At 72.2% G+C, this 20,909-nt stretch carries 18 protein-coding genes; all 18 read right to left on the bottom strand.

Annotated elements, in window-relative coordinates; genetic code table 11:
* Positions 1 to 502: 502 nt before the first annotated feature.
* Positions 503 to 1,675 carry a fibronectin type III domain-containing protein gene (locus tag VF647_23610; GenBank protein ID HEX8455086.1) on the bottom strand — a complete coding sequence of 391 codons (1,173 nt, stop codon included), beginning with the start codon at positions 1,673 to 1,675 and terminating at the stop codon, positions 503 to 505.
* A gap of 281 nt (positions 1,676 to 1,956) precedes the next feature.
* Positions 1,957 to 4,887: a putative LPS assembly protein LptD gene (locus VF647_23605; protein ID HEX8455085.1), complete on the bottom strand. Its 2,931-nt coding sequence runs from the start codon at positions 4,885 to 4,887 to the stop codon at positions 1,957 to 1,959.
* A gap of 86 nt (positions 4,888 to 4,973) precedes the next feature.
* On the bottom strand, positions 4,974 to 5,741 hold the full coding sequence (gene tatC, locus VF647_23600; GenBank protein ID HEX8455084.1) for a twin-arginine translocase subunit TatC: 768 nt from the start codon (positions 5,739 to 5,741) through the stop codon (positions 4,974 to 4,976).
* A 522-nt stretch (positions 5,742 to 6,263) separates the two neighbouring features.
* A complete protein-coding gene (nrdR, locus tag VF647_23595) occupies positions 6,264 to 6,797 on the bottom strand; it encodes a transcriptional regulator NrdR (protein ID HEX8455083.1) in 534 nt (177 codons plus the stop codon).
* A gap of 10 nt (positions 6,798 to 6,807) precedes the next feature.
* Positions 6,808 to 7,608 carry a tol-pal system protein YbgF gene (gene ybgF / locus VF647_23590; protein HEX8455082.1) on the bottom strand — a complete coding sequence of 267 codons (801 nt, stop codon included), beginning with the start codon at positions 7,606 to 7,608 and terminating at the stop codon, positions 6,808 to 6,810.
* On the bottom strand, positions 7,605 to 8,222 hold the full coding sequence (locus tag VF647_23585) for an OmpA family protein (protein HEX8455081.1): 618 nt from the start codon (positions 8,220 to 8,222) through the stop codon (positions 7,605 to 7,607). Before VF647_23585 ends, ybgF begins: the two co-directional genes overlap by 4 nt.
* Before the next feature lie 85 nt (positions 8,223 to 8,307).
* The gene (locus tag VF647_23580; GenBank protein HEX8455080.1) at positions 8,308 to 8,589 is read right to left on the bottom strand and encodes a hypothetical protein; all 282 of its coding nucleotides are present in this window, start codon (positions 8,587 to 8,589) and stop codon (positions 8,308 to 8,310) included.
* A gap of 139 nt (positions 8,590 to 8,728) precedes the next feature.
* The gene (locus VF647_23575; GenBank protein ID HEX8455079.1) at positions 8,729 to 10,045 is read right to left on the bottom strand and encodes a hypothetical protein; all 1,317 of its coding nucleotides are present in this window, start codon (positions 10,043 to 10,045) and stop codon (positions 8,729 to 8,731) included.
* Positions 10,046 to 10,049: 4 nt separating this feature from the next.
* The gene (locus VF647_23570; GenBank protein ID HEX8455078.1) at positions 10,050 to 11,087 is read right to left on the bottom strand and encodes a hypothetical protein; all 1,038 of its coding nucleotides are present in this window, start codon (positions 11,085 to 11,087) and stop codon (positions 10,050 to 10,052) included.
* Between the two features lie 4 nt (positions 11,088 to 11,091).
* Positions 11,092 to 11,523, bottom strand: coding sequence for a biopolymer transporter ExbD (locus VF647_23565; protein HEX8455077.1), 432 nt, complete (start codon positions 11,521 to 11,523; stop codon positions 11,092 to 11,094).
* A complete protein-coding gene (locus VF647_23560; protein HEX8455076.1) occupies positions 11,523 to 12,230 on the bottom strand; it encodes a MotA/TolQ/ExbB proton channel family protein in 708 nt (235 codons plus the stop codon). The genes VF647_23565 and VF647_23560 overlap by 1 nt, the downstream gene beginning before the upstream one ends.
* A complete protein-coding gene (hemA, locus tag VF647_23555; protein HEX8455075.1) occupies positions 12,227 to 13,537 on the bottom strand; it encodes a glutamyl-tRNA reductase in 1,311 nt (436 codons plus the stop codon). The genes VF647_23560 and hemA overlap by 4 nt, the downstream gene beginning before the upstream one ends.
* Complete coding sequence (locus VF647_23550) at positions 13,519 to 14,157, bottom strand: bifunctional precorrin-2 dehydrogenase/sirohydrochlorin ferrochelatase (protein ID HEX8455074.1); 639 nt, start codon at positions 14,155 to 14,157, stop codon at positions 13,519 to 13,521. The genes hemA and VF647_23550 overlap by 19 nt, the downstream gene beginning before the upstream one ends.
* Before the next feature lie 148 nt (positions 14,158 to 14,305).
* Positions 14,306 to 15,127 carry a cytochrome c biogenesis protein CcsA gene (gene ccsA / locus VF647_23545; GenBank protein ID HEX8455073.1) on the bottom strand — a complete coding sequence of 274 codons (822 nt, stop codon included), beginning with the start codon at positions 15,125 to 15,127 and terminating at the stop codon, positions 14,306 to 14,308.
* A 78-nt stretch (positions 15,128 to 15,205) separates the two neighbouring features.
* On the bottom strand, positions 15,206 to 16,234 hold the full coding sequence (locus VF647_23540) for a LysM peptidoglycan-binding domain-containing protein (GenBank protein HEX8455072.1): 1,029 nt from the start codon (positions 16,232 to 16,234) through the stop codon (positions 15,206 to 15,208).
* A 499-nt stretch (positions 16,235 to 16,733) separates the two neighbouring features.
* Entirely contained in the window at positions 16,734 to 17,900 is a 1,167-nt protein-coding gene (locus VF647_23535) for a class I SAM-dependent RNA methyltransferase (GenBank protein ID HEX8455071.1), read from the bottom strand.
* 194 nt (positions 17,901 to 18,094) lie between these two features.
* Positions 18,095 to 19,687: a sigma-54 dependent transcriptional regulator gene (locus VF647_23530; protein HEX8455070.1), complete on the bottom strand. Its 1,593-nt coding sequence runs from the start codon at positions 19,685 to 19,687 to the stop codon at positions 18,095 to 18,097.
* A gap of 24 nt (positions 19,688 to 19,711) precedes the next feature.
* Entirely contained in the window at positions 19,712 to 20,824 is a 1,113-nt protein-coding gene (gcvT, locus tag VF647_23525; GenBank protein HEX8455069.1) for a glycine cleavage system aminomethyltransferase GcvT, read from the bottom strand.
* Positions 20,825 to 20,909 lie beyond the last annotated feature (85 nt).

Raw genomic sequence — 20,909 nt, 5'->3', positions numbered from 1 at the left:
CACGCTGGCGTTGCAGAGGGCGGAGGGGGGTGGTGGGTCTGGGGATAGCCGAGTTGCCGGTGACACCGGTCCAAGTTCCGGCGGTTGAAACCGCTGCAACAACCGCGGGAAGCCTGCCTTCGCAGGCTCCGGGGGGCGGGGGGGTGCGCGGGGGCGGGCACCGGCGCCCGGGTCACCGGGGGCGGGCACCGGCGCTGGGTCGCCGGGGGATAAATCCCCCGGCTGGAACTACGGGAAGCCCACTGAAGTGGGCTCGCCCGCCGCAGCCAGTCCGCGGAGGCGGACTTCGTGTGGTTCCAGCGGCGAATTCATTCGCTCCTGGGAAATGCAACAGGGGCGGCGCCACACCTGGCGCCGCCCCCGCTCTTCGTCTCGTGCATACCAGCGCACTCACGCACTAACGCACTCACGCACTTCCCTTCAAACCGCCGCCCCGGACGGAACGAGAGCTTCTGTCAGCTTCCCGGCGTTCGTCCGCCCCGGCCGCCCGGGGACGACGGCATCAGTTGGAGCGCCGGTCCAGGCGCGGCTCGCCCGAGATCATCTGGAACGACCAGTCGAAGATCATCAGCGAGCGGTTCTGCTGGTCGCTCCCCAGGATCTGGGCGCGGACCACGCCGTAGTGGGTGCGTCCGCCTACGATGAAGGCGAGCACGTAGCTGCTCTCCGGGTTCAGCGCCACCGCCGTGGTGGAGTAGCCCGCGGCCGGGGCCGTGGTCACCGCGACGCACTCCGGGCCGGAGCCGGGGCCGCACGCCAGGGCCGTGGTACGCCCCGCGTCGGCGATGCGGGTGCCGTTCAGCGGCACGATCCGCCAGCCGGTGCCGTCGCGCTCCAGCCGCCAGTGCGCGTCGGCGGCGGTGCCGCTCACCACGCTGGCGGTGCCGGTGGTGACGTTGTAGCGGAAGCCGCTCTGCGCCGCGTTGGAGCTGAGCGCGTAGATCAGCTCCGAGCTGCGGTCGGGGCGCGGGATGGCGGTGACTTCGGCGCTCAGCGAGCTCACACGGCCGAGCGTGTCCACGGCGGCCAGGCGGTAGCCGTAGCTGTGACCATTCGCCGCGTTCAGGTCAAGGTAGCCGTTCCCATCCGACTCGCCGACCGGGTACAGGTAGTCGCTGCGCGTGTCGATGCGCGTCAGGAAGACGCGGTAGCGGCCGACGTTGGCGCCGTTGGACGGATCGGTCCAGCGCAGGAAGACGGCGCTGTCCAGCGCCACCGGCGTCTCTAGCCGCGGCGCGGCGGGGATGTTGGTGGCCGGCACCAGGATCACCTCGCGCGTGTCGCTGGTCGTCTCCTCGTCCGTCTCCTCGTTGACGGTGGCGACGTAGTACTCGTACGTGGTCCCCGGCGCCACGTTGCGGTCACGGTAGGTGCACCCGTTCTCGGTGCACGACGTGACGGTGGCGATCAGGAAGAAGCCCGAGCCGCTGCTGCGCTTCCCGTAGACGCGAAAGGGCTCCTGGTCCCAGTCGCTCGGCGGGAGCCAGGTGAGGTCCACGGCCGGGTGCCCCACGGACTGGCCGTTGGCGGTGAACCCTTCGAAGACCCACGCGTACTCCGCGAGGAGGTCTTCCGGGGCGCCGGGCCGGTCGCCCACGAAGATCGTTTCGTTGTCGCACGCGCCGGCGCCGAGCAGGAGCGCCGCGAGTGCGGTGATGCGGAAAGAGGTGCGCATGGTCGTGTGGTGCTGAAGGGTAACCTCGGTCGGGTGCCGCCATCCCCAAAGGCAACGCCCGTTCCGCGCGCGGCCAATTTTACAACTCCATGCACGACAACGCGTTCCGTTTTCGCGCCTCCCTCGGTCCTCGCGTCGCTGTCCGCGCCAAAGGAAAACGGGCGTCCTGCCTTCAGGACACCCGTTCCGATTCAGCTTCCCAAACAGCGGCCTCACGCGGAGACGCGGAGGCCGCGGAGGAGCTCTCTCTGCGTCTCCGCGCCTCCGCGTGAGCCCTGCTGTTACGGACTCGCCCGGTTCAGATTCGCCCGCGGATTGGTGCGGGACTCCTCCGGCCGGTCGATGCCGAGGTTGCGCTCGTTGTAGTCCGCCTTGAGGTCCGGCAGGTCGATCAGGTGCACGCGCATCGCGAACGACGTGTTCCCGTTGGGCGCCCGGAAGAAGTCGAAGTTCGCCTCCCAGCGGTACAGGTCGCGCTTGAAGTGCAGCGAGTGCGCGTCGAACTCGCCGGAGGTGAGCGAGTACTGCGTGCCCCAGCTCACCGCCCAGTTGCGCGTGGGGAAGAAGGTCAGGTCCCCGCGCACCGTCTGGTCGCCGCGCTCGAAGCGGCCGGGCTGCACGTCGCCGGTGGCGCGGCGGGTACGGGCCAGCGAGTAGGTCAGGTTCAGGTTCCAGGGGCCGCGGCCGGCCTGCTGGTTGTTCCCCGTAAAGGTGGCGCCGCCCGGCGGCCGGGCCGGCTGCGCGCCCGCCGTGTCCGCCGTGCGCCCGCGCTGCTCCGCCGGACCGCGCTCCTGCTCCGGCCGCCCGCCGAAGCCCAGCCGGCGGAAGAGCGCCGAGTTGGCGCCCAGGGAGAACGAGGTGTTCAGCGAGGTGAGGTACGGGCTGAACGCGCCGCGCGCCAGCCGGTTCCCCTTCTGCTGGTCCGCGAACAGGTCGTGCGAGGTGGTGAAGGTCAGCCCCCCCAGCAGGTCCGACCGCACGCTGTTGGTGATGGCATCCGTCTCGAAGCGCGGGATCAGCGAGTCGCGCTGCACGAACGAGTAGCCGATCGCCGAGGTGTTGATGGAGAGGAGCGTGACCTTTTGCGCATCCCCAGGCGTCGCCGCGTTCCCCCGCGACCGCGCGGAGTCCGCCATCGAGTCGCCGCGCACAGGGCGCGGCTGGCGGACCTTTCCCTCGAACGTCTGGTTCAGCCCGATGGTGATCTGGTTGACCGTCTGCCCCACCTGCTGCCCGAAGAGCGCCCGCTGCACGTCGCTCTGCGCCCCGCTGGCCGCCGGGGAGTAGGTGTACGACACCGTGGGCGTCAGGTGGTGCCGGAACGCCGAGTACCCCGCCACGCCCGGGAAGAAGCCGTACAGGTCCGTGCTCAGCCCCGCCCCGAAGTTGAGTCGCGCGGGTCCGGGCACCAGCGTCCCGTACACCTCCCTCAGCGAGTCGGCCAGCTCGGCCCCGCCGATCGTGTCGCCGGGCGCGAGGATGGTGTCGGCGCGGATGTAGTTGCGCTGAAGCGAGATGGTGGGCGTAAGCCGCGTGGAGCCGATCAGCGAGATCTGGTACCCCGTGCTCGCGCTGATCGCCATCGTCTCCCGCGTGCGCCCGCCCAGCGGAGCCAGCCCGCCGGAGATCGGCCGGTTCCCGAGCCCCAGTCCGACCGTGTCCAGCGCCCCCTGCTGGTCCAGCCGGTCGAACTGGTACTGCACCGCGGTGCTGATCGCCAGGTCGCCGAACTGCAGGTTGGGGCTGGACGAGATGTTGTACTGGTCCGACTTCGGACGCCGCTGGAGGGGGTCGCCCGGATCGAACGAGCTCCCCTGCGCGCTCACGCCCAGGGTGAGCGTCGCGTCGTTGTACCAGCGCCGCTGGTCCGCCGATGCCGCCGGAAAGAAGGTGAACGGCTCGATCGTCAGGCCCAGGCTGGGGGTCAGCGTCTTGTCGTCGTTGGCCAGCGACTGCCGTCGCCCCACCGTCATGTTGAAGTTCCCCCAGTCCAGCTCGCGCGTGACGGCCAGGCTGGAGTTGAGGTCCTGCGTCTGGCGGAGCGGGTCCACCGTGCGGTTGCGCTCGAAGCTGCTGCTCTGCGCGTAGTCCAGCGAGGCGCTCAGCGAGGTGCGCTCGTTGGGGCGCCAGCTCGTGCTGCCGTTGAGCGTGTACGTGGCCGACCCTTCGTTGAGGGCGTAGCGCGTCAGCCCCACGCGCCCGTCCAGGAAGCGCCGCCGAACGCGGTAGTCCAAGTTGGCGGCGAGCTGCGTGTACGTCCCGCTCCGCCACCCCGTGGCCAGCGACGCGCCCATGTACGGGTTGATCGCCCAGTAGTAGCCCACGTTGCTGATCTCGCGCCCCGTCCCCCGGTCGTTGCGGCCGGGCGAGTGGGTGCGGAAGATGTCGTTCAGCTCGAACTGCGGCACCAGGAATCCGCTGCGCCGCCCCTTCTCCAGGTCCTGCACGATGAAGGGGAGCGCCATCACCGGCACGTTGCGGAAGTACAGGTACGCCGGGCGACCCACCAGGATGCGGTTGCGGATCACCATGATCCGGTCCGCCTTGAAGTGGTACGCCGGCTCCGGCCGGTCGTCGGACGTGAACTCGCTGCCGCGCGCGTAGATCCGCCGCCCCTGGTCCTCGGCCGTCACGTCGCCGCGCACCAGCCAGGTGGCGTTGTCGGTGATCTTGGTCTGCGCGCCGCGCACGGAGGAGCGCTTGTTGGCGAGGTCGTAGTACATGGTCTCGCCCGAGATCGGCTCCCCCTCGCCGCTGACGCGGGGGGTTCCGTAGGCGGCCACGAAGTCGGTGCGCTCCTGGTAGACGAGGGAGTCGCGCGCCACCAGCGTCGTCCCCTCGCGCGTCACCTGCGGGTCGCCGCGCAGGCGCAGGATGCGCTCGGTGCCGTCGAACTGCGCGCTGTCGCCCGCGTACTCCACCGGGACGTAGCCGCTCAGCTTCAGCAGCCGGTCCACCAGCGTGTCGGCCGGAAGAGTGCGCGCGGAGGTGTCGCGGCGGGCCGTGTCGCGCCGGGCGCTGTCGCCGCGCACGGGCCGGGCTGGCGGCGTGGTGTCGCGCCGCACCAGGCCGGTGGGGAGGGTGTCGAGCTCCTCCCACGCCGGACGCGCCAGGGCCCACCCCCGTGCGCCGGGGCCGCGGGCGGCCTGCAGGGCGGGGATGGAAAGTGCCGCGGCGGCGGCACACGCTAGAAAGACTGCTCTATGATTCACGCGTTCGCTGCGAAAGGGGTACGGCTGAAAGGTCGCTGTCCCGGGCGCGGAACGGAACCCGTCCGCGCCCCGCCCTCACCGATTCTTCACGCGCTCGCGGCGGTCGCGGCCGCCCGGCGCCGCGTCACCATCCGCGAGAGCACGATGCTGAACTCGTAGAGGAAGATGAGCGGCACCATCATCATCAGCGTCAGCGTGATCACGTCGCCCGGGGTGAGCAGCGATGCGACCACGGTGATGATGAGGATGGCGTGCTTCCGCTTCGACGCCAGGAACTCCGGCGTCACCAGCCCCAGCGCGGAGAGGATCAGGATGACCACGGGAAGCTCGAACACCGTGCCGAACGCCAGCAGCACGCGCGTGACCACGTCCAGGTACGGCCCGATGGTGATGGCCTGCTCCAGCGCCTCGGTCTGGAAGCCCATGGTGAACTTGAGCGTCATCGGCAGCACCACCGTGTACGCCGACCACACGCCCAGCGCAAAGAGCACGAGCCCCATGTACAGCGCCGGCACGATCACCCGCTTCTCGTGCGGCAGCAGCGCCGGCCCAAAGAACGCCCACACCTGGTAGATCAGCACGGGCGAGGCGAGGAGGAGCCCCACCACGATCGCCAGCTTCACCGTGATGAAGAACGGGTCGGTGGGGCTGAGATACTTGAGCCGGCTGCCGTTCAGGAACGGGTGGATCGGTTCGATGAGGATGCCGAGCACGTTCAGCTTCATCACGAGCATGAACCCGGCTCCCGCGCCCACCACGACGGCGAGGAGGCTCCACAGCAGCCTCCACCGCAGCTCCTCCAGGTGGTCCAGGAACGGCATCTCGTCGCCGCTCGGGTTCTTCCTCTTCAGCATCCGTGCTCCGAATATGTGCACCACGGCGTCGCCGCCCCGGCAACCCTATCGTGATTCATCACGCCCGCCCTCCCCCGCCGTTCGCCCTCTGCGGCGCCCCACCAAATCTGGTGGGGCATCACCAGGAGCGAATGAATTCGCCGCTGGAACCACGCGAAGTCCGCCCCATTTGTCATCCTGAGGGAGCCGCCCACCCCAGAGCCCGCGTTCACCACCAAGCTTGCGCGGCGACCAAAGGATCTAGCCCGCGTGGCAAGAGGCCCGCGCCGACCCGCCGTGCCCTCGTAACGCGCAGTAGATCCTTCGCTACGCGCCAGAGGTCGCAGCCGGGGCAAGGACGGTGAGGCGCGTCGCTCAGGATGACAAAAGAGGGTGACCAGACGCTCGGGCAAACCTCAGCGCCCTCTCCTCTGCGTCTCCGCGCCTCCGCGTGAGGCAAGGCGGTGGAAGCCCGCCAGAAACGCGGAGCGAGGACGCGCACGCGCCCCCGCCCGATCCATCACTCCCCGCCGCGGCATGCATTTACCCCGCGTCGGCCGGTTCGGTTTCCTCTTCCGGCTGAAGCGGAAGCTCGCGCTGGTGCCGCCGAACCTCCGTCTGCACCTCGCGGTCGGCCAGGTCGCGGAGCTCGCGGTAGAACTCCTCGGGATCCTGGAAGTTGCGATAGACGGACGCGAAGCGCACGTACGCCACGTGGTCGCGCGAGCGGAGCCGGTCCATCACCATCTTCCCCAGCTCCTCCGACGTGACCTCCGCCTCCTCGCGGTGGTCCAGCTCCCGCTCGATCGCCTCCACCAGCGTGTCGATCTCGGCCGGCGTGATCGGCCGCTTGGCGCACGCGATCTGGATGCTGAGCAGCAGCTTGCGGCGATCGTACGGCTCGCTTTCGCCATCGCGCTTGTGCACCGTGAGCGGGCGCTCTTCGATGTACTCGTACGTGGTGAAGCGCCGGCTGCACCGCAGGCACTCGCGGCGGCGGCGCACGGCGCGCCCCTCGCGGCTGGTGCGCGAGTCGACCACGCGGTCGTCGCCGTGATGGCAGAAGGGGCAGCGCACCGGCTTCCCGTCAGGAGCGCGGAGGCGCCGCCAGCTCGCGGCGCGCGTCGGCGGCCTCGGGGCTGCGCGGGTAGTCGGCGATGATGCGGTTGAAGCGGGCGCGCGCCTGCGTGCGGTTCCCCCGCCCCGCCTCGATCCGCCCGATGCGCAGCAGCGCCGCCGGGGCGCGCGGCGAGGTGGGGTACGTGTCCACCACCCGTCCGTACGCCTCGATGGCGCGCTCCAGATTCCTTCCGCCCGCGTACGCCTCGCCGATGTTGAACTGCGCATCGGCGGCGCGCGGGTGGCCGGGGGCGGCGCGCAGGAACTCCTCGAAGCCGGCGCGCGCCGCGTTCACCGAGCCGCGGCGCAGGGCGCCGAGCGCGGCATCGTACATCTCCTGGGCGGCCGGGTCGCCCGCGCCGCCGGCCGGCGCGTCGTCGGCGCAGTCGGCCGGGGCCGCGGGGGGCGGGGCGTTGCGGGCCGCCTCGGCGGCGGCGTCGCGGGCGCGCCGCGCATCCTCCTCGCGCGTGGCGATCTGCTGGCGGAGCTGGGCGAGCTGCTGCTGCCCCTGCCCCGTCAGCTCCTGGATCTGCACGAGCTGCCGCTCGATGGCCACGAGGCGCGTGGAGACGTCGCCGCGCAGGCGCACGTTCTGGTCCGTGAGCGAGTCCAGCAGCGCCTGGTTGCGGCGCAGCACGTCGCGCAGGAGCTGCTCCTGGCTGGACTGGTCCCGCTGCATCTGCGCCCGCAGGTCCTGGATGTCGCGCTGCGTGGCCAGGCACCCGCCCAGGAGCGGAACGGCCAGCAGCACCAGCGCCGCGCGCCTCATCGCCCGCCTCCCGGCGCGGAGGTGAGCTGCCCGCCCACGATGGCGAATTCGGCCCGGCGGTTTCGCGCCAGCGCGCTCTCGTCGGCCCCCTCGTCCAGCGGGCGCTCCTTGCCGTAGGACAGCGTGGTGAAGCGCGACGCGTCAATGCCGTACGCGCCCAGCCACGCCCTCACCGCCTCCGCGCGGCGCTGGCCGAGCGCCAGGTTGTACTCCGTGGAGCCGCGCTGGTCCGCGTGCCCCTCGATGCGCAGGCGGATGCTGGGGTTGGCGCGCAGGATGTCCGCCTTGGCGCGCAGCTTCGCCTCGGCCTCGCCGCGGATCTCGTCGCTGTCGTACTCGAAGAAGATGATCTCGGTGAGCGCCTCGCGCACGGGCGCCAGCGCCGTCTCGCGATCCCGCCGCTCGCGCTCGGTGCGGTCCGCTTCGGCCCGGTTCGCCTCCGCGCGCTGCCGCGCCTCCTCCTCCAGCCGGATGGAGTCCACGCGCGCGCCGGCGCCGGTGGTGCTCCCGGCCGTCGTGCTGTCCGTGCCCGGCCCAGTGGCCGGCGGACGCTTGCGGCAGGCGCCCATCGCCAGCGGGATGAGGGCGAGGGCTGCGGCGTGGCGAAGCTTCATCTGCGGGATCTCCTGTCCGGTAGGTACGCGACGCGGCCGCGTGGGCCGCGCGAGGGGATACGTTGGGGCGATGCGCCGTCCGGCGCTAGAGGATGGCGAATACGACGCGCAGCACGGCGATGGCGGCGCCCAGCCCGAAGCCGCGCAGCAGCGCCTGCCGCCAGCGCGCCCGCTCGCCGCCGTAGTCCAGCCCGGCCAGGATGAAGCCGTAGGCGCAGAGGCGGAAGACGAACTGCGCTGCCAGCGGCCCCACGACGGTCAACAGCGCGAGCGAGGCGAGGATTCCCGTCGCGAAGCCGGCCAGCAGCCCGTACGCGCCCCAGAGCAGGCGCGCGCTCCAGAGCGGGCCGGTGCCAGATTCGCTCACGAGCCGGCGACTGAAGTCGCTGCAACAACCGCGGGAAGTCTCCCTTCGGAGACTCCGCGCACGGGCCGGACGCTCATCGCCGGAGTCCGCGGAGGCGGACTTCCCGCGGTCGTTGCAGCGGTTTCAACCGCCGGAATCCTCACTGCCCGCCCGCGCGCATCAGCACCGGCGACCAGTCCGGCAGGCCGTGCCCGCGCCCGGCGAGGAGCTTCCGCACGCGCCCCGTCTTGGTGTCGAGCACAAATAGCCCGCCGCCGTCGCGGTCGGGCGAGGAGAAGACGAGGTGGCGGCCGTCGGGGGCCCAGCTCGGGTCCTCGTTGCGGCCGCCGCTGGTCAGCAGGCGCGGGCGGTTCCCGTTGGCCTCCACCATCGCGATCTGGTGCACGCCGCCCACGCGCGTGTGGAATGCGATGCGGTTGCCGACCGGCGCCCAGTCCGGCGACGTGCTGTAGCCGCGGTTGCCGTAGGTGTAGTCGGATACCAGCCGCGCCTCTCCGCCGTTGGCGCTCATCACGTAGATCTGCGGCTCGCCCAGCCGGTCGCTGACGAAGGCGATGCGCGCGCCGTCCGGCGAGAATGAGGGGGAGAGCGAGTCCGAGCGGCGCCCCGTGGTCTGCTGCCGGAATCCGGATGCGCCGATGGTGGCGATCTCCGTGTTCCCCCCCGCCGAGGCCGCGAAGGCGACGGTGCGACCGTCCGGCGCGTACGACGGGGTGATGTTGAGGCCTTCGCGATTCGATAGGACGCGGTCCGCGCCGCTGGCCAGGTTGCGCTCGTACAGCGCCGGCATCCCGCCGCGGTACGAGGTGTAGGCGATCCGCCCGCCGTCCGGCGACCACGCGGGCGAAAGGGCCAGCGAGCCGTCCGAGGTGAGGCGCGTGACGTTCTCGCCGTCCGAGTCCACCAGGTAGATCTCCTTGGAGCCGCGCCCCTGCGTCACGTAGGCGATGCGCGTCGCGGCGATTCCCGGCTCGCCGGTGGCCCAGCGAACGACGGCATCGGCGGCGGCGTGCACGGCCATGCGGAAGCGGCGGTCGCTCGCGGGCGGCAGGTCGAAGCTCCCCTCGCCCTTGGTCTGCCCGTAGACGGCGTCGTGGAGGGTGAGGCGCAGCGTGCTCCCCCCGGCGCGCGGGGCGAGGGTGCCGGTGAGCACCCAGTCCGCGCCGCGCTCGCGCCAGAGGGCGACGTTCACCGGGTCGCCCGCGCGGGCGCCGGTGGCCGCCGCCAGTTTGAACTGGTCGCTGAAGTCCAGGTCGCGCCGCACGATCTCGCCCGATTCCGCGGCGGCCTCGGCCAGGTCGCCGCCGCCGCCGAAGGGGAGCACGACGAAGCCGGACAGGTTCCCGACCTCGTAGGTGGCGCGCAGCCGCACGACGGTGGTGGTGTCCTGCGCGGCGGCCGGGGCCGCGAGCGCCAGGGCAAGGGCCGGGAGTGCGAGGTGGCGGATGCGGATCACGCGATCACTGGGCGTTGGGAGCCATCTCCACGCAGAGCGGGAGCGACTCGCGGTTGAACTCGGCGGGGATCGGCCCGAATGCCTTGCGGAGGGCGGCCTGCTCCACGGACTCGATCAGCGCCATCTGGAAGGCGATGCCGCCGCCGCGCTGCCGTTCCACGTGCACGTCGTCCACCGTCCCGTCGCGGAACACGGTGAAGCACACGTCCGCGGCGCCGGTGTTCCCTTCAGGGCGGCGGAAGAAGCGCCGCACCTGGCGCGGGATGTTGTTGCAGTACTCGGGCGACGGGCAGCGGATGCCAGCCGTGCGGATGTTCACCCCCTCGCCGCCGGGCGAATTCGCCTGCGGATTCCGCCCCGTGGCGGCGCCCCGCGTGCCGGCGCCCGCGCTGCGCGGTCCACTTCCGGCGCCGGTGCTGGTGCCGCCCGCCGCCGGTGTCGTGGTGCGCGCGCCCGACTTCGCCGCCTCCCTGTTGGACGCGCTACCCGGGCGCGAGGTTGCGTTGGGACGCGCGGGAGTTGGACGGGCGGGCGTGGCCGCGGGCCGGGCGGGCGCTTTGGATGCGGGCTCGGCCGCTTTCGGCGCGGGCTCGCGGCGCGGCGGCGTGGGCGCGGCCTTGGGAGCGGGGGCCTTGGGCGCGGGCTCCGCTGCCTTGGGCGCAGGCTCGCGCGCGGGCGGCGTCGGCGGGACCGGCCTGGGTGCGGGCGGCGTAGGCTTTGGCGGAGCGGGCGCGGGCGGCGCAGCCTTCGGCGCGGGCTCGGGCGCGGCGGGGGTCGATGCCTCCGCGGCGGGCGCGGGGTTGGGCTCGCCGGCGGGGGCGGGGCCGCCTTCGTTGGGCGCGGGCTCCTCCGCGGGCGGCTCGCCCAGCGCGGAAGGCGGCGGCGAGACGATGCCTACGCTGTACACCACCACCTTTTCGACGGGCGGCGGCCCGGCGGCGGCGGCCAGCGCGGCGATCCCCACGATCGCCAAGTGCAGCGCGACCGAGGCGGTGAGCGCCGCGCCGGGGCGCCCGCGTGCACGCTGCCGCCGTACCCACATCGCGCTACCGCCCCCCCGCCGGCCGCTCGGGCTCGGCGATGAGGCCCACGGTGGCGACGTTGGCCCCCTTCATGGCGCCCAGCACCTGCACCACGCGCCCGTACGGCACCGCCTCGTCCGCGCGCAGGTACACGTTGTCCGCGCCGCGCTCCTTCACCAGCAGCGGGAACTGGACGGTGAACTCCTCCCACCGCACAGCCGCCTGCCCCACGAAGATGGCACCCGTCTTGTCGATCGACACCACGACGCCTTCCGGCGAGGCGACGGACTGCGTCTGCGCGCGTGGGATGCTGACCTCCACGCCGCCCTGCATCATCGGCGCGGTGATGATGAAGATCACGAGCAGCGTCAGCACCACGTCCACCAGCGAGGTGACGTTGATCTCGGCGCTGTAGCCAAGGTCGTGGCCGCGTCCCCGCCCGCGCCGGCGCGGCACTAGATGCGCCCCTCGCGCGCCAGCGTGGCGATCAACTCGCTGCTGATCCCCTCCAGCTCGCCCATGAAGTCGTTCAGCTTCCCCGTGAGGAAGTTGTACGCCATCGCGGCCGGAATGGCGACGACCAGCCCGCCCGCGGTGGCGATCAGCGCCTCGGCCACGCCGGGAGCCACGACGCTGATGCTGCTCGACCCTTCGCGCGCCACGCCCATGAACGAGTTCATCACCCCGATCACGGTACCCAGCAGCCCCAGCAGCGGCGAGACGGTGGCGATGATGGCGAGCCAGCCCACGCCGCGCGCCGCGTCGTCGCGCTCCTCGCCCTCTTCCTTTTCGAGGACGATGCGCAGCACCTCGAGCTGCGCCGGCGACAGGCCGCGCACCTCGCTGTTGGCGCGCGCCGCGCCGGGCCTCATCTCGCGAAAGAAGCCCAATCCGCGCTGGAAGAGGCGCGTGAAAGGCGACGCATCCATCAGCGTGACCGCGTGGTAGGCGTCCTCGGTGGTCTGCGCCCCGCCCACGCGGCGCATAAAGGTGTCGCTCTCGCCCCGCAGCCGGCGGAACTGGAGGATCTTCCACACGATCACCGCCCACGAAATGAGCGAGAGGATCGCGAGGACGGCCATGATGATCTGGGTGGACGGGCTGCCCTCCGCCACCATCTGCCAGGCGGTGCCGAACTCGCTGTGCTGCGTCTGGATGATCATTCCGATGGGGTCTGGTCTTGGGGGGAGCCGTCCGGCTCCAGCTCGAACAGGTAGCGCACGGTGTCCAGCACGCCGGTGCCGCGCCCGTTGCCGGCGGCCTGGCGCAGGCGAACGGTGGGCGCGTGGAGCAGCTTGTTGAGGAGCGAGCGGGTGAGCGCGTCGATCGCCTGCTGGTCGCCGGCCGACAGGTGTTGCAGCGAGCGGAGGGCCCGCTCCACCTCCGCCTGGCGCACCCGCTCGCCGTGGTCGCGCAGCGCGCGGATGGTGGGAACCACGGCCAGTGACGAGTACCAGCTCCAGAACTCGTCCACCCCGGCGCCCACGATCCCCTCCGCCGCGGGGAGCTCGGCGCGGCGGCGGTCCATGTTGCCGCTGACGATGGCCTGCAGGTCGTCGATGTCGTAGAGGAAGACGTTCGGCTCGTCGCCCACCGCCGGCTCCACGTCGCGCGGCAGGGCGATGTCGATGATGCAGAGCGGACGCTTGGCGCCGCTGGGCAGCGCCGCGCGCAGCCGCTCGCGCGTGAGCACGGGATGCGGCGCCGCGGTGGAGCAGATGACGATGTCCACCCCCGCCAGCGCATCGCCGAACTGCTCCCAGCGCACCGCCTCGCCGCCCCAGCGCTCCGCCAGCTCCCGTGCCCGGTCCCAGGTGCGGTTGGCGACGATGGCGGTGCGCACCCCCTCGCCGCGCAGGCACTCCAGCGTCGTCTCGCTCATCTCGCCCGCGCCCAAAACGAGCGCGCGCCGCCCCTTCAGCGACCCAAAGATCTTCTTCGCCAGGTCCACCGCCGCGGACGACACGGAGGCGGCGCCGATGCCCAGCCCCGTCTCGCTGCGCACCCTGCCGCCGACGTTGAGGGCGGTCTGGAAGAGGCGGTTGAGGGCGGGGCCGACCACGGGGCCGTCGGCGGCGGCGGTCTCGCGGGCCACGGCGTAGGCGTCGCGCACCTGACCCTGGATCTGCGGCTCGCCCAGGATCATGGAGTCCAGGCCGCTGGAGACGCGAAATAGGTGCTCGGCGGCGCCGCGGTCGCGATGCAGGTAGAGGTGGCGCGCGGCGCCCTCGGCCGACATCCCCACCCGCCCGGCGAGGACGGCGCGGGCGACCTCGGTGCCGTCCACCCCCTCGGGCGCGGCCAGGTAGACCTCGGTGCGGTTGCAGGTGGAGAGCACCACCGTTTCCGCGCCGGTCTCCTCCACCAGCGAGATCAGGGCGCCGGGAAGCTCGGCCCGCCCGAAGGCGAACCGTTCCCGGAGCTCGATCGGCGCCGTGCGGTGACTGACTCCTACGACTGCGAGAGGCATCGGCCGATCCGCCGTTCCACGTCTTCGTCCCGGCCCGCGACCGCGTCGTCCACGAATTCCGGTGTGATGAGTGCAAACCAGAGCGCCCGGCGGCGCCCCTCGTCCCCGGCCCAGCGCGCCTGCACCTCGCCGCGCAGGGCGGCCAGTCGTGCCGCGGCGCGCCCCAGCCCCGGCGTGACCACCGCCTCCAGCCGCTCGCGCAGCCGCCTGGCCAGCAGCGGCGCCGCGCCCCCAGTGGAGAACGCCACCGTCACGCCCTCCCTGCGGATGACGGCGGGGAGGTGAAAGAGCGACCCCGCCCCATCGTCCGCCACGCTCACCAGCGCCCCGCCTTCCTCGGCTTCGCGCGCCACCCGGGCATTCACCTCCGCCCGGTTCGTCGCCGCGAACACCAGGTGGAAGCCGCGCGCATCGCCCTCTTCCCACCCGCGCGCCGTCCACGGCAGTTCCTCCCGCTCCACCACCCCCCGCAGCTCCCCGCACAGCTCGGGCGACACGATCTCCGGCCTTCCGCCGGCCTCCACCACGCCGCGCACCTTGCGCAGCGCCACCGCCCCGCCGCCCACCACCAGCACCCGCAGCCGCGCCGCATCCACGAGGAGAGGAAGGCGGGGGGTCATGCGGACCCCAGGGAGACCAGGGGGACCGGCGGTTGAAACCGCAGCAACGACCGCGGGAAACCTGCCTTCGCAGGTTGCAACCCGAAGATTAGTCCGCGAAGGCGGACTTCCCGCTTTTGTTGCAGCGGTTTCAACCGCCGGAACACCCTCACAGGAACCCGCCGGTGTGCGTCGATGCCCCCACCCGCAGCACCACGTACGAGATCACCACCACCGCGAACCCGACCACCGACACCAGTGCCCCGCGCCGTGCCTGGGGGCTCCCGCCCGCGCGAACGGCCAGCGCCACCACGAACACCAGCCAGCTGATTACCCCCAAGATGATCTTCGGGTTTCCGATGGCCATCGGGTGCTGGAAGCGCTCCGTCCAGGCCCATCCCACCAACAGCGCGGCGGAAAGGAGCGGGAGACCGGCCATCAGCGCCAGGCGCCCGATGCGGTCCAGCGTCTCCAGCGGCGGAAAGAAGCGGAAGATGGCCCCGAAGCGCCGCCCCTTCAACTCCCGGAACTGCAGGAGGTACATCAGCCCCGCCGCAAAGGAGACGGCGAGCGCCGCGTAGCCCAGCATCGCGAGCACCACGTGCAGCACGAACCAGGGGCCGCGAAAGAGCATCGCCTCGCCGTCGGGGCGCACGCCGGCGGCCTGCGCGGCGGCGGCGACGGCGGCGGCGACGGGCACCAGCACCAGCCCCAGAGGCCCGGTGCGCCCCAGCGTCGCCACGCCCAGCGAGCCCAGCGCGATCAGGAAGCCGAGCACCGAGAGCGACGGCGCCAGCCCCACCAGAGGCGGCTCGCCGAACTCCTGGATGTACGAGGCCAGCGCCGCCCCGTGCGCCGCCACCGCCAGCCCGAGGGTGGTGGTGGCGACGGCGGGGAGGCGCCGGTCGGTGCGCGCGAAGGAGATCCCCAGCAGCGCCGCGGCGATCGCGTACAGCGCCACGGCTGCCAGGTGCAGGACGTCGGTCATCATATCCCTACAAAGTGCGGGCGCCCTTCCTTTGGGGGAAGGGCGCCGGAACCGCGGGCCAGGCCGGACCCCCGGCCTGCGTCACGGCATCCGTGCCACCCTGCGCACCGGGAGCCCCGGCCGCATCGCCGGCTGCTCGATCGCGGTGATCTTCACCGTCGCGGTGCGGTCCATCACCTTCACCACCTGCATGCGCCCCACGCGGATCTCGGGGCGGCTCCCCCAGCTGCGCGCCTCGCGCGGGAGGTAGACCTCGAACTCGTCGCCCTCGCGCACCCCGGCCTGCCGGCCCACGTCCAGGAAGGCGTACTCCATGGTGGCCACGATGGGGTGCTCCGTCTCCAGCCCCAGGAGCCGCCCCTGCAGCCCGGTCGACGCCTCCGGGCGCACACCCGCGGGGACCTCGAAGCGCGCCGCGGGGAGCGCCAGGTCGCCCGGCCGTACCTCGCCGAACAGGCGGATCATCACCGCCGTCGCGACCCCGTCCTCCACGGCGGCCACCGTGGCGATGCCCGTGGACTCCCACATGCGGCCGGAGGGTCGCAGCTCGCGCGCGGGGCGGACGAAGTGCAGGCGGTCGCCCACCTGGGTGCCGCTCCCCGCGCCCATCGCTACGTACACCCGGTCGTACGGTTGGATTCCCGGAAGCCGGTCCAGCGCCACCTCGGTGGGCGAGACGACCTCCGCCAGCCGCCCCACGGGCCGCACCTCGGCATCCGGCGCCACGAACGACGCGCGGTAGAAGTCGCCCGGCGTCACCACGGAGTACGGCGCGGTGGAGGCGCCCACGATGGCGCGGTCCTCCGCGTCCTCGTCCCGGTAGAACACCGTGCGCCCGTCGCGGGGTCCCTCGGCTTCGCGCGCGGCGCCGGGAAGGACGAGCCGCTCGGAAGGATAGATCCGCGCGGGGTCCTGCACCACGTCCGTGTTGAGCCGAAAGATCTCCGGCCAGAGGAACGGGTCGCTCATGTAGGTGCGCGCCAGCTCCCACAGGGTGTCTCCCTGGCGGACGACGTGCACACGCTCCTGCTGCGCGGGCGGCTGCTGCTGTGCGGCCAGGGGCGCTGCTGCGGCCAGGCCGGCGATGGCGGCGACGAGTGGCGTTCTCACGGGACCTCGGGGAGACGGGCGGGGCGAGCGGTGCTTCGCGGGGTCTGCCGGAACGCGGACGAGCGCGCCGCGGCTTGGGGCCGGGCGCCGGGGTGCGGCTGGACGTGCGATGTCTGTGGACGGGTACAGAGTAACCCGCCCCCGCTCCCCCCGCAAGCAATTTCGGGAGGCGCCGGGACGGAGGCTTCCGCCCCGGACCCCTCCTCACGATGCCAGCCGTGTGCCGCCTCCTGTGCTTCGGCCCATGTGGCGGCGCGGCATCCGCTTACGGCGCGGGTGGGGCGGCGCGGGGCGGGTGGAACCGTGCCGGGCGTGCGTGGTTGGGAAAACTTTGCGTGGGCGGCGAACGTCGCGTCGGCGTCCGAACGCCGGCGTCCGAGCACCGGGGGATGAACGAACGCCGGCGTCCGAGTACCGGGGGATAAATCCCCCGGCTGGAACCACGCGAAGACCGCTGAAGCGGTCTCGTGCAATCGGCATTGGCCTGGCACCCCCGACCTCACCCCTCCCCCACCCTGCCCACCGCCAAGTGCACGGGGATGCCGCCGTTGCGGGTTTGGAAGGCGTTCTCGAAGGCGACGCCGACCTGGGAGTCGAGGCGGGATTCGGCGGAGAGGAGGGCCATCGTCCAGTTGGGGGCGCGCTGGCGGGCGGCGTGGCCGAGCGCCGCGTAGAGGTTTCGCAGCGCCTCCGTCTCGCCGACGCGGATGCCGTAGGGCGGGTTGGTGACGATCCAGCCCGGGCCTGCCGGAGGATCGATGGCGGAGACGGGGGCGACGGCGAGATCCACGTCGGCGAGGACGCCGGCGCGTTCGGCGTTGGACTTGGCGGCTTCGATGGCGCCGGCGTCGCGGTCGGAGCCCTGGATAGGGGCGGGGGCGGAGGGGCGGATGGCGGATTGGGCGCGCTCCACCACGCGCCGCCACGCCGTCGCGTCCGCGTCCGGCCACTCCTGGAAGGCGAAGCGCCGGGGCTCGCGGTCCGCGCCCGCCAGCCCCGGCGCGATGTTGCGGGCAATCAGCGCGCCCTCGATGGGGATCGTCCCCGAGCCGCACATGGGGTCGAGGAGCGGGGCGTCGCCGGGCCAGCGGCTTCCCAGGAGCGCGGCGGCGGCGAGCGTCTCGCGGAGCGGCGCGCGGGCGACGGCCTGCCGGTAGCCGCGCAGGTGCAGCAGCGCGCCGGACGCATCCGCCCGCACGATGCAGCCGTCGCGCACGAAGCGCACGACGAAGAGCTGCGCATCGCCCGCATCCTCATCGCCGTCGTCGTCGCGCGCCACCTCCGCGCCACCCAGCCCACCAACGCGCCGCTCGATGGCGTCCAGCACCCGCTCCGCGATGGCGCCCTCGTGGTAGAGCTTGGACTTGCGCGACGTGACGCGCAGCCGCACCGCCCGCCCCTTCGCCACCCATCGCTCCCACGGGATCTTGCGCGCGTGCCGCTCCAGCTCGAAAAAGGTGCGCGCCCTGAACTCCGCCGCTCCGACCGTGACACGGCTGGCCGTGCGCAGCCAGAGGTTGGCCGTGTACAGCTCCTCCGCGCTCCCTTCCCACGCGACGCCCCCCTGCTCGGCCGCCGCCCGGATCCCCAGCGCGCGCAGCTCCGCCGCCGCCAGTGGCTCAAGCCCGGGCGCGGTCGCGGCGAAGATTGGGAAGGGGGCAGTCAATGGAGAAAAAGTGCGTTAGTGCGTTAGTGCGGGGGAAGGCACCTGTCATCCTGAGCGACGCGCCTCACAGGCCTCTACCCGGCACGACACTCCGGCGCAAGCGAAGGATCTACTGTGCGTATCGAGAGGCCCGCATCGCACGCGAAGCCCGACCCGGCCACCGGCTAGAAAAGCGCACTCACGCACTAACGCACTCACGCACTTTCGCCCGGCTCCATCTCGTACTCCTTCAACTTCCGGTACAGCGTGCGCTCGCCCATCCCCAGCATCTCCGCGGCGCGGCGGCGGTTGCCGCGGGCTTCGCGCAGGGCGACGGTGATGGCCTCGCGCTCCATGTCCGCCAGCGTCATCCCGCGGCGGAAGACGACGACGCCCTCCTCCTCGTGCGGAATGGGCTCCGGCGGCGCGATGGGAGCGCCCAGCGGGATCACGGGCTGGCCGTACGGCGCGTACCCCGTGGCCGCCGGGAGGGCGATGACGGGCTGGTCGCGCTTGCGGATATCCTCCACGTCGCGACGCAGATCCTCCAGATTCATGCGCAGGTCGTACAGCGTGCGCAGCACGAACTCCAGTTCCGGCGACGGGCCCCCGCCATCCTCGCGCCTCCCGCGCTCCTGCGACACGGGGCGCGGCGCCAGCACCGGGAGCAGGGAGCCCGTGCGCTTGTGGCGCACCTCGGGGGGAATGTCCTCGGGGCGGATCACGCGGCCGGGGGCGAGCACCACCATGCTCTCCACCAGGTTGCGCAGCTCGCGCACGTTCCCCGGCCAGTCGTACTCCACCAGCACGCGCAGCGCCTCCGGATCGATCCCCACGAAGGGACGGTCGTGCTGCGCGCTGAACTCGCGGATGAAGCGGTCGATGAGGCGCGGGATGTCCGCGCGGCGCTGGCGCAGCGGCGGAAGGTCGATGCGCAGGACGTTCAGCCGGTGGTACAGGTCGCGCCGGAATTCGCCCAGCGCCACCTGCTCGCGAAGGTCGCGATTCGTTGCGGCCACCACCCGCACATCCACCCGGATCGACTCCTCGCCGCCCACGCGCCTGAACTCGCGCTCCTCCAGGACGCGCAGGAGCTTGGTCTGGGTCGCCTGCGGCATCTCCCCCATCTCGTCCAGGAAGATGGTGCCGCCGTTGGCCAGCTCGAAGAGCCCCTTGCGAAGCGCCGCCGCGCCGGTGAACGCGCCCTTTTCGTGGCCGAAGAGCTCGCTCTCCAGCAGCGTCTCGGTGAGCGCGGCGACGTTGACGGCAATGAACGGCCGGTGCCTGCGCGGCGAGAGGGCATGGATGCCGCGGGCCACCAGCTCCTTCCCCGTGCCGCTCTCGCCGAGGATGAGCACGGTTGAGTTGACGGGGGCGATCTGGACGATGCGCTCCAGCACCTCCTCCATCTCCTCCGTCTCGCCCACGATGCCGATGATCTCGCGCAGCTCCTCGCGCTGGATCAGGCGGCGGCCGATGAGCGCCACCTCGTCCACGTCGATCGGCTTGGGGAAGCAGTCGGCCAGCCCCAGCTCGCGGCAGACGGCGCGGCCGGTGGGCTCCGTGGGCTCCGTGGGCTCGGTGAGGCCGATGACGGGCGCACGGCCGCGCGCCTGCTGGATCAGCGAGCGCGCACGCCGCTCCCGCAGGCCGCCGGTGATTACGAGCAGGACCGGCTCGCCGACGGCTTCGGCGAGCGATTCGCCGGAGGCCAGCAGCTCGGTGCGGATCCCCGCCTCTTCGAAGGCGGCGCGCAGCCGGACCGCGGGCTCCAGGTCTTCGGTGGTGATCAGGACCGCGTCGGCCACCGGATCACCCGTGGCGAGCGTTCGTCACGTGCGGACCGTCCCCCCGGTATGGAAGGGGGGGCGCATCACCTCGGCCGGCACCGCGCGGTCGCGGATCACGATCCCGATCTCCGTCCCCGGCTTCGCCGCCGCGACGGGGACGTACGCCAGCCCCACGCCGTAGCCGAGCGTCGGACTCATGGTGCCGCTGGTGACCTCGCCGGAGCGCTCCCCGTTGTACTCCACCGGGTACCCGTGGCGCGGGAAGCCGCGCTCGCGGAGCTTGAAGCCGGCGAGGCGCACCTTCACCCCCTCCTCCTTCTGGCGGCGCAGGGCGTCGCGTCCCACGAACTCGCCCTTGTCCAGCTTGGTGACCCAGGCGAGGCCGGCCTCCAGCGGCGTGCGCGCTTCGTCCAGGTCGTTGCCGTAGAGCGCGTATCCCATCTCCAGCCGCAGCGAGTCGCGGCACCCGAGGCCGGTGGGAAGCAGCCCGTCCTCCTTGCCCACCTCCAGCAGCCGCCTCCAGAGCGCCGCCGCGTCGTCCGCGCCCACGTACAGCTCGAAGCCGTCTTCGCCGGTGTAGCCCGTGCGCGAGATGATCATGGGGATGCCGTCCACCGTCCCCTCGGCGAAGCGGTAGTAGCGGATCGAGTCCAGGTCGTGGTCCGTAAGCCGCGCAAGGATCGCCTGCGCGCGCGGGCCCTGCAGCGCGAGCAGCGCGATGTCATCCGTCCGGTCCTCCAGCTCCACCCCGAAGTCGCCCGCGAAGCGCGACACCCACGCCCAATCCTTTTCGCGGTTCGACCCGTTCACCACCAGCATGTAGTGGTCGGGGAAGCGGTAGACGAGGAGGTCGTCCAGCAGGAAGCCGTCGTCGTTGCAGAGGGTGGAGTACTGCGCCTGCCCAACCTCGATCTTGGAAGCGTCGTTGGTGGTGACGTGCTGCACGAACTCCAGCGCGCGCTCACCGCGGACGATGAACTCGCCCATGTGCGACACGTCGAAGAGCCCGGCGGCGTTGCGGACCGCCTGGTGCTCGGCGGTGATGCCGGCCGGGTACTGCACGGGCATCTCGTACCCCGCGAACGGGACGATCTTGGCGTTGAGGGCGACGTGCTCCGCGTACAGCGGCGTGCGGTGCAGGGTGGCTTCGGCCATCGTAGTGCGCTGGTCTGGGGGTCTCGATACGGGCGGCGGAAAAGGTAACACACGTGGGGAATGGGCGCGAATGCCCCCTCCCCCC

Source organism: Longimicrobium sp. (genome assembly GCA_036387335.1).
GTDB lineage: Bacteria > Gemmatimonadota > Gemmatimonadetes > Longimicrobiales > Longimicrobiaceae > Longimicrobium.
This window is presented reverse-complemented; position numbering and strand designations above follow the sequence as displayed.

Excerpts from the sequence above, each read along its gene's own strand:
- VF647_23610 (HEX8455086.1), bottom strand. The coding sequence starts at position 1,675 with ATGCGCACCTCTTTCCGCATCACCGCACTCGCGGCGCTCCTGCTCGGC.
- tatC (HEX8455084.1), bottom strand. The coding sequence starts at position 5,741 with ATGCTGAAGAGGAAGAACCCGAGCGGCGACGAGATGCCGTTCCTGGAC.
- ybgF (HEX8455082.1), bottom strand. The coding sequence starts at position 7,608 with ATGAGGCGCGCGGCGCTGGTGCTGCTGGCCGTTCCGCTCCTGGGCGGG.
- VF647_23585 (HEX8455081.1), bottom strand. The coding sequence starts at position 8,222 with ATGAAGCTTCGCCACGCCGCAGCCCTCGCCCTCATCCCGCTGGCGATG.
- VF647_23570 (HEX8455078.1), bottom strand. The coding sequence starts at position 11,087 with ATGTGGGTACGGCGGCAGCGTGCACGCGGGCGCCCCGGCGCGGCGCTC.
- VF647_23560 (HEX8455076.1), bottom strand. The coding sequence starts at position 12,230 with ATGATCATCCAGACGCAGCACAGCGAGTTCGGCACCGCCTGGCAGATG.
- hemA (HEX8455075.1), bottom strand. The coding sequence starts at position 13,537 with ATGCCTCTCGCAGTCGTAGGAGTCAGTCACCGCACGGCGCCGATCGAG.
- VF647_23550 (HEX8455074.1), bottom strand. The coding sequence starts at position 14,157 with ATGACCCCCCGCCTTCCTCTCCTCGTGGATGCGGCGCGGCTGCGGGTG.
- ccsA (HEX8455073.1), bottom strand. The coding sequence starts at position 15,127 with ATGATGACCGACGTCCTGCACCTGGCAGCCGTGGCGCTGTACGCGATC.
- gcvT (HEX8455069.1), bottom strand. The coding sequence starts at position 20,824 with ATGGCCGAAGCCACCCTGCACCGCACGCCGCTGTACGCGGAGCACGTC.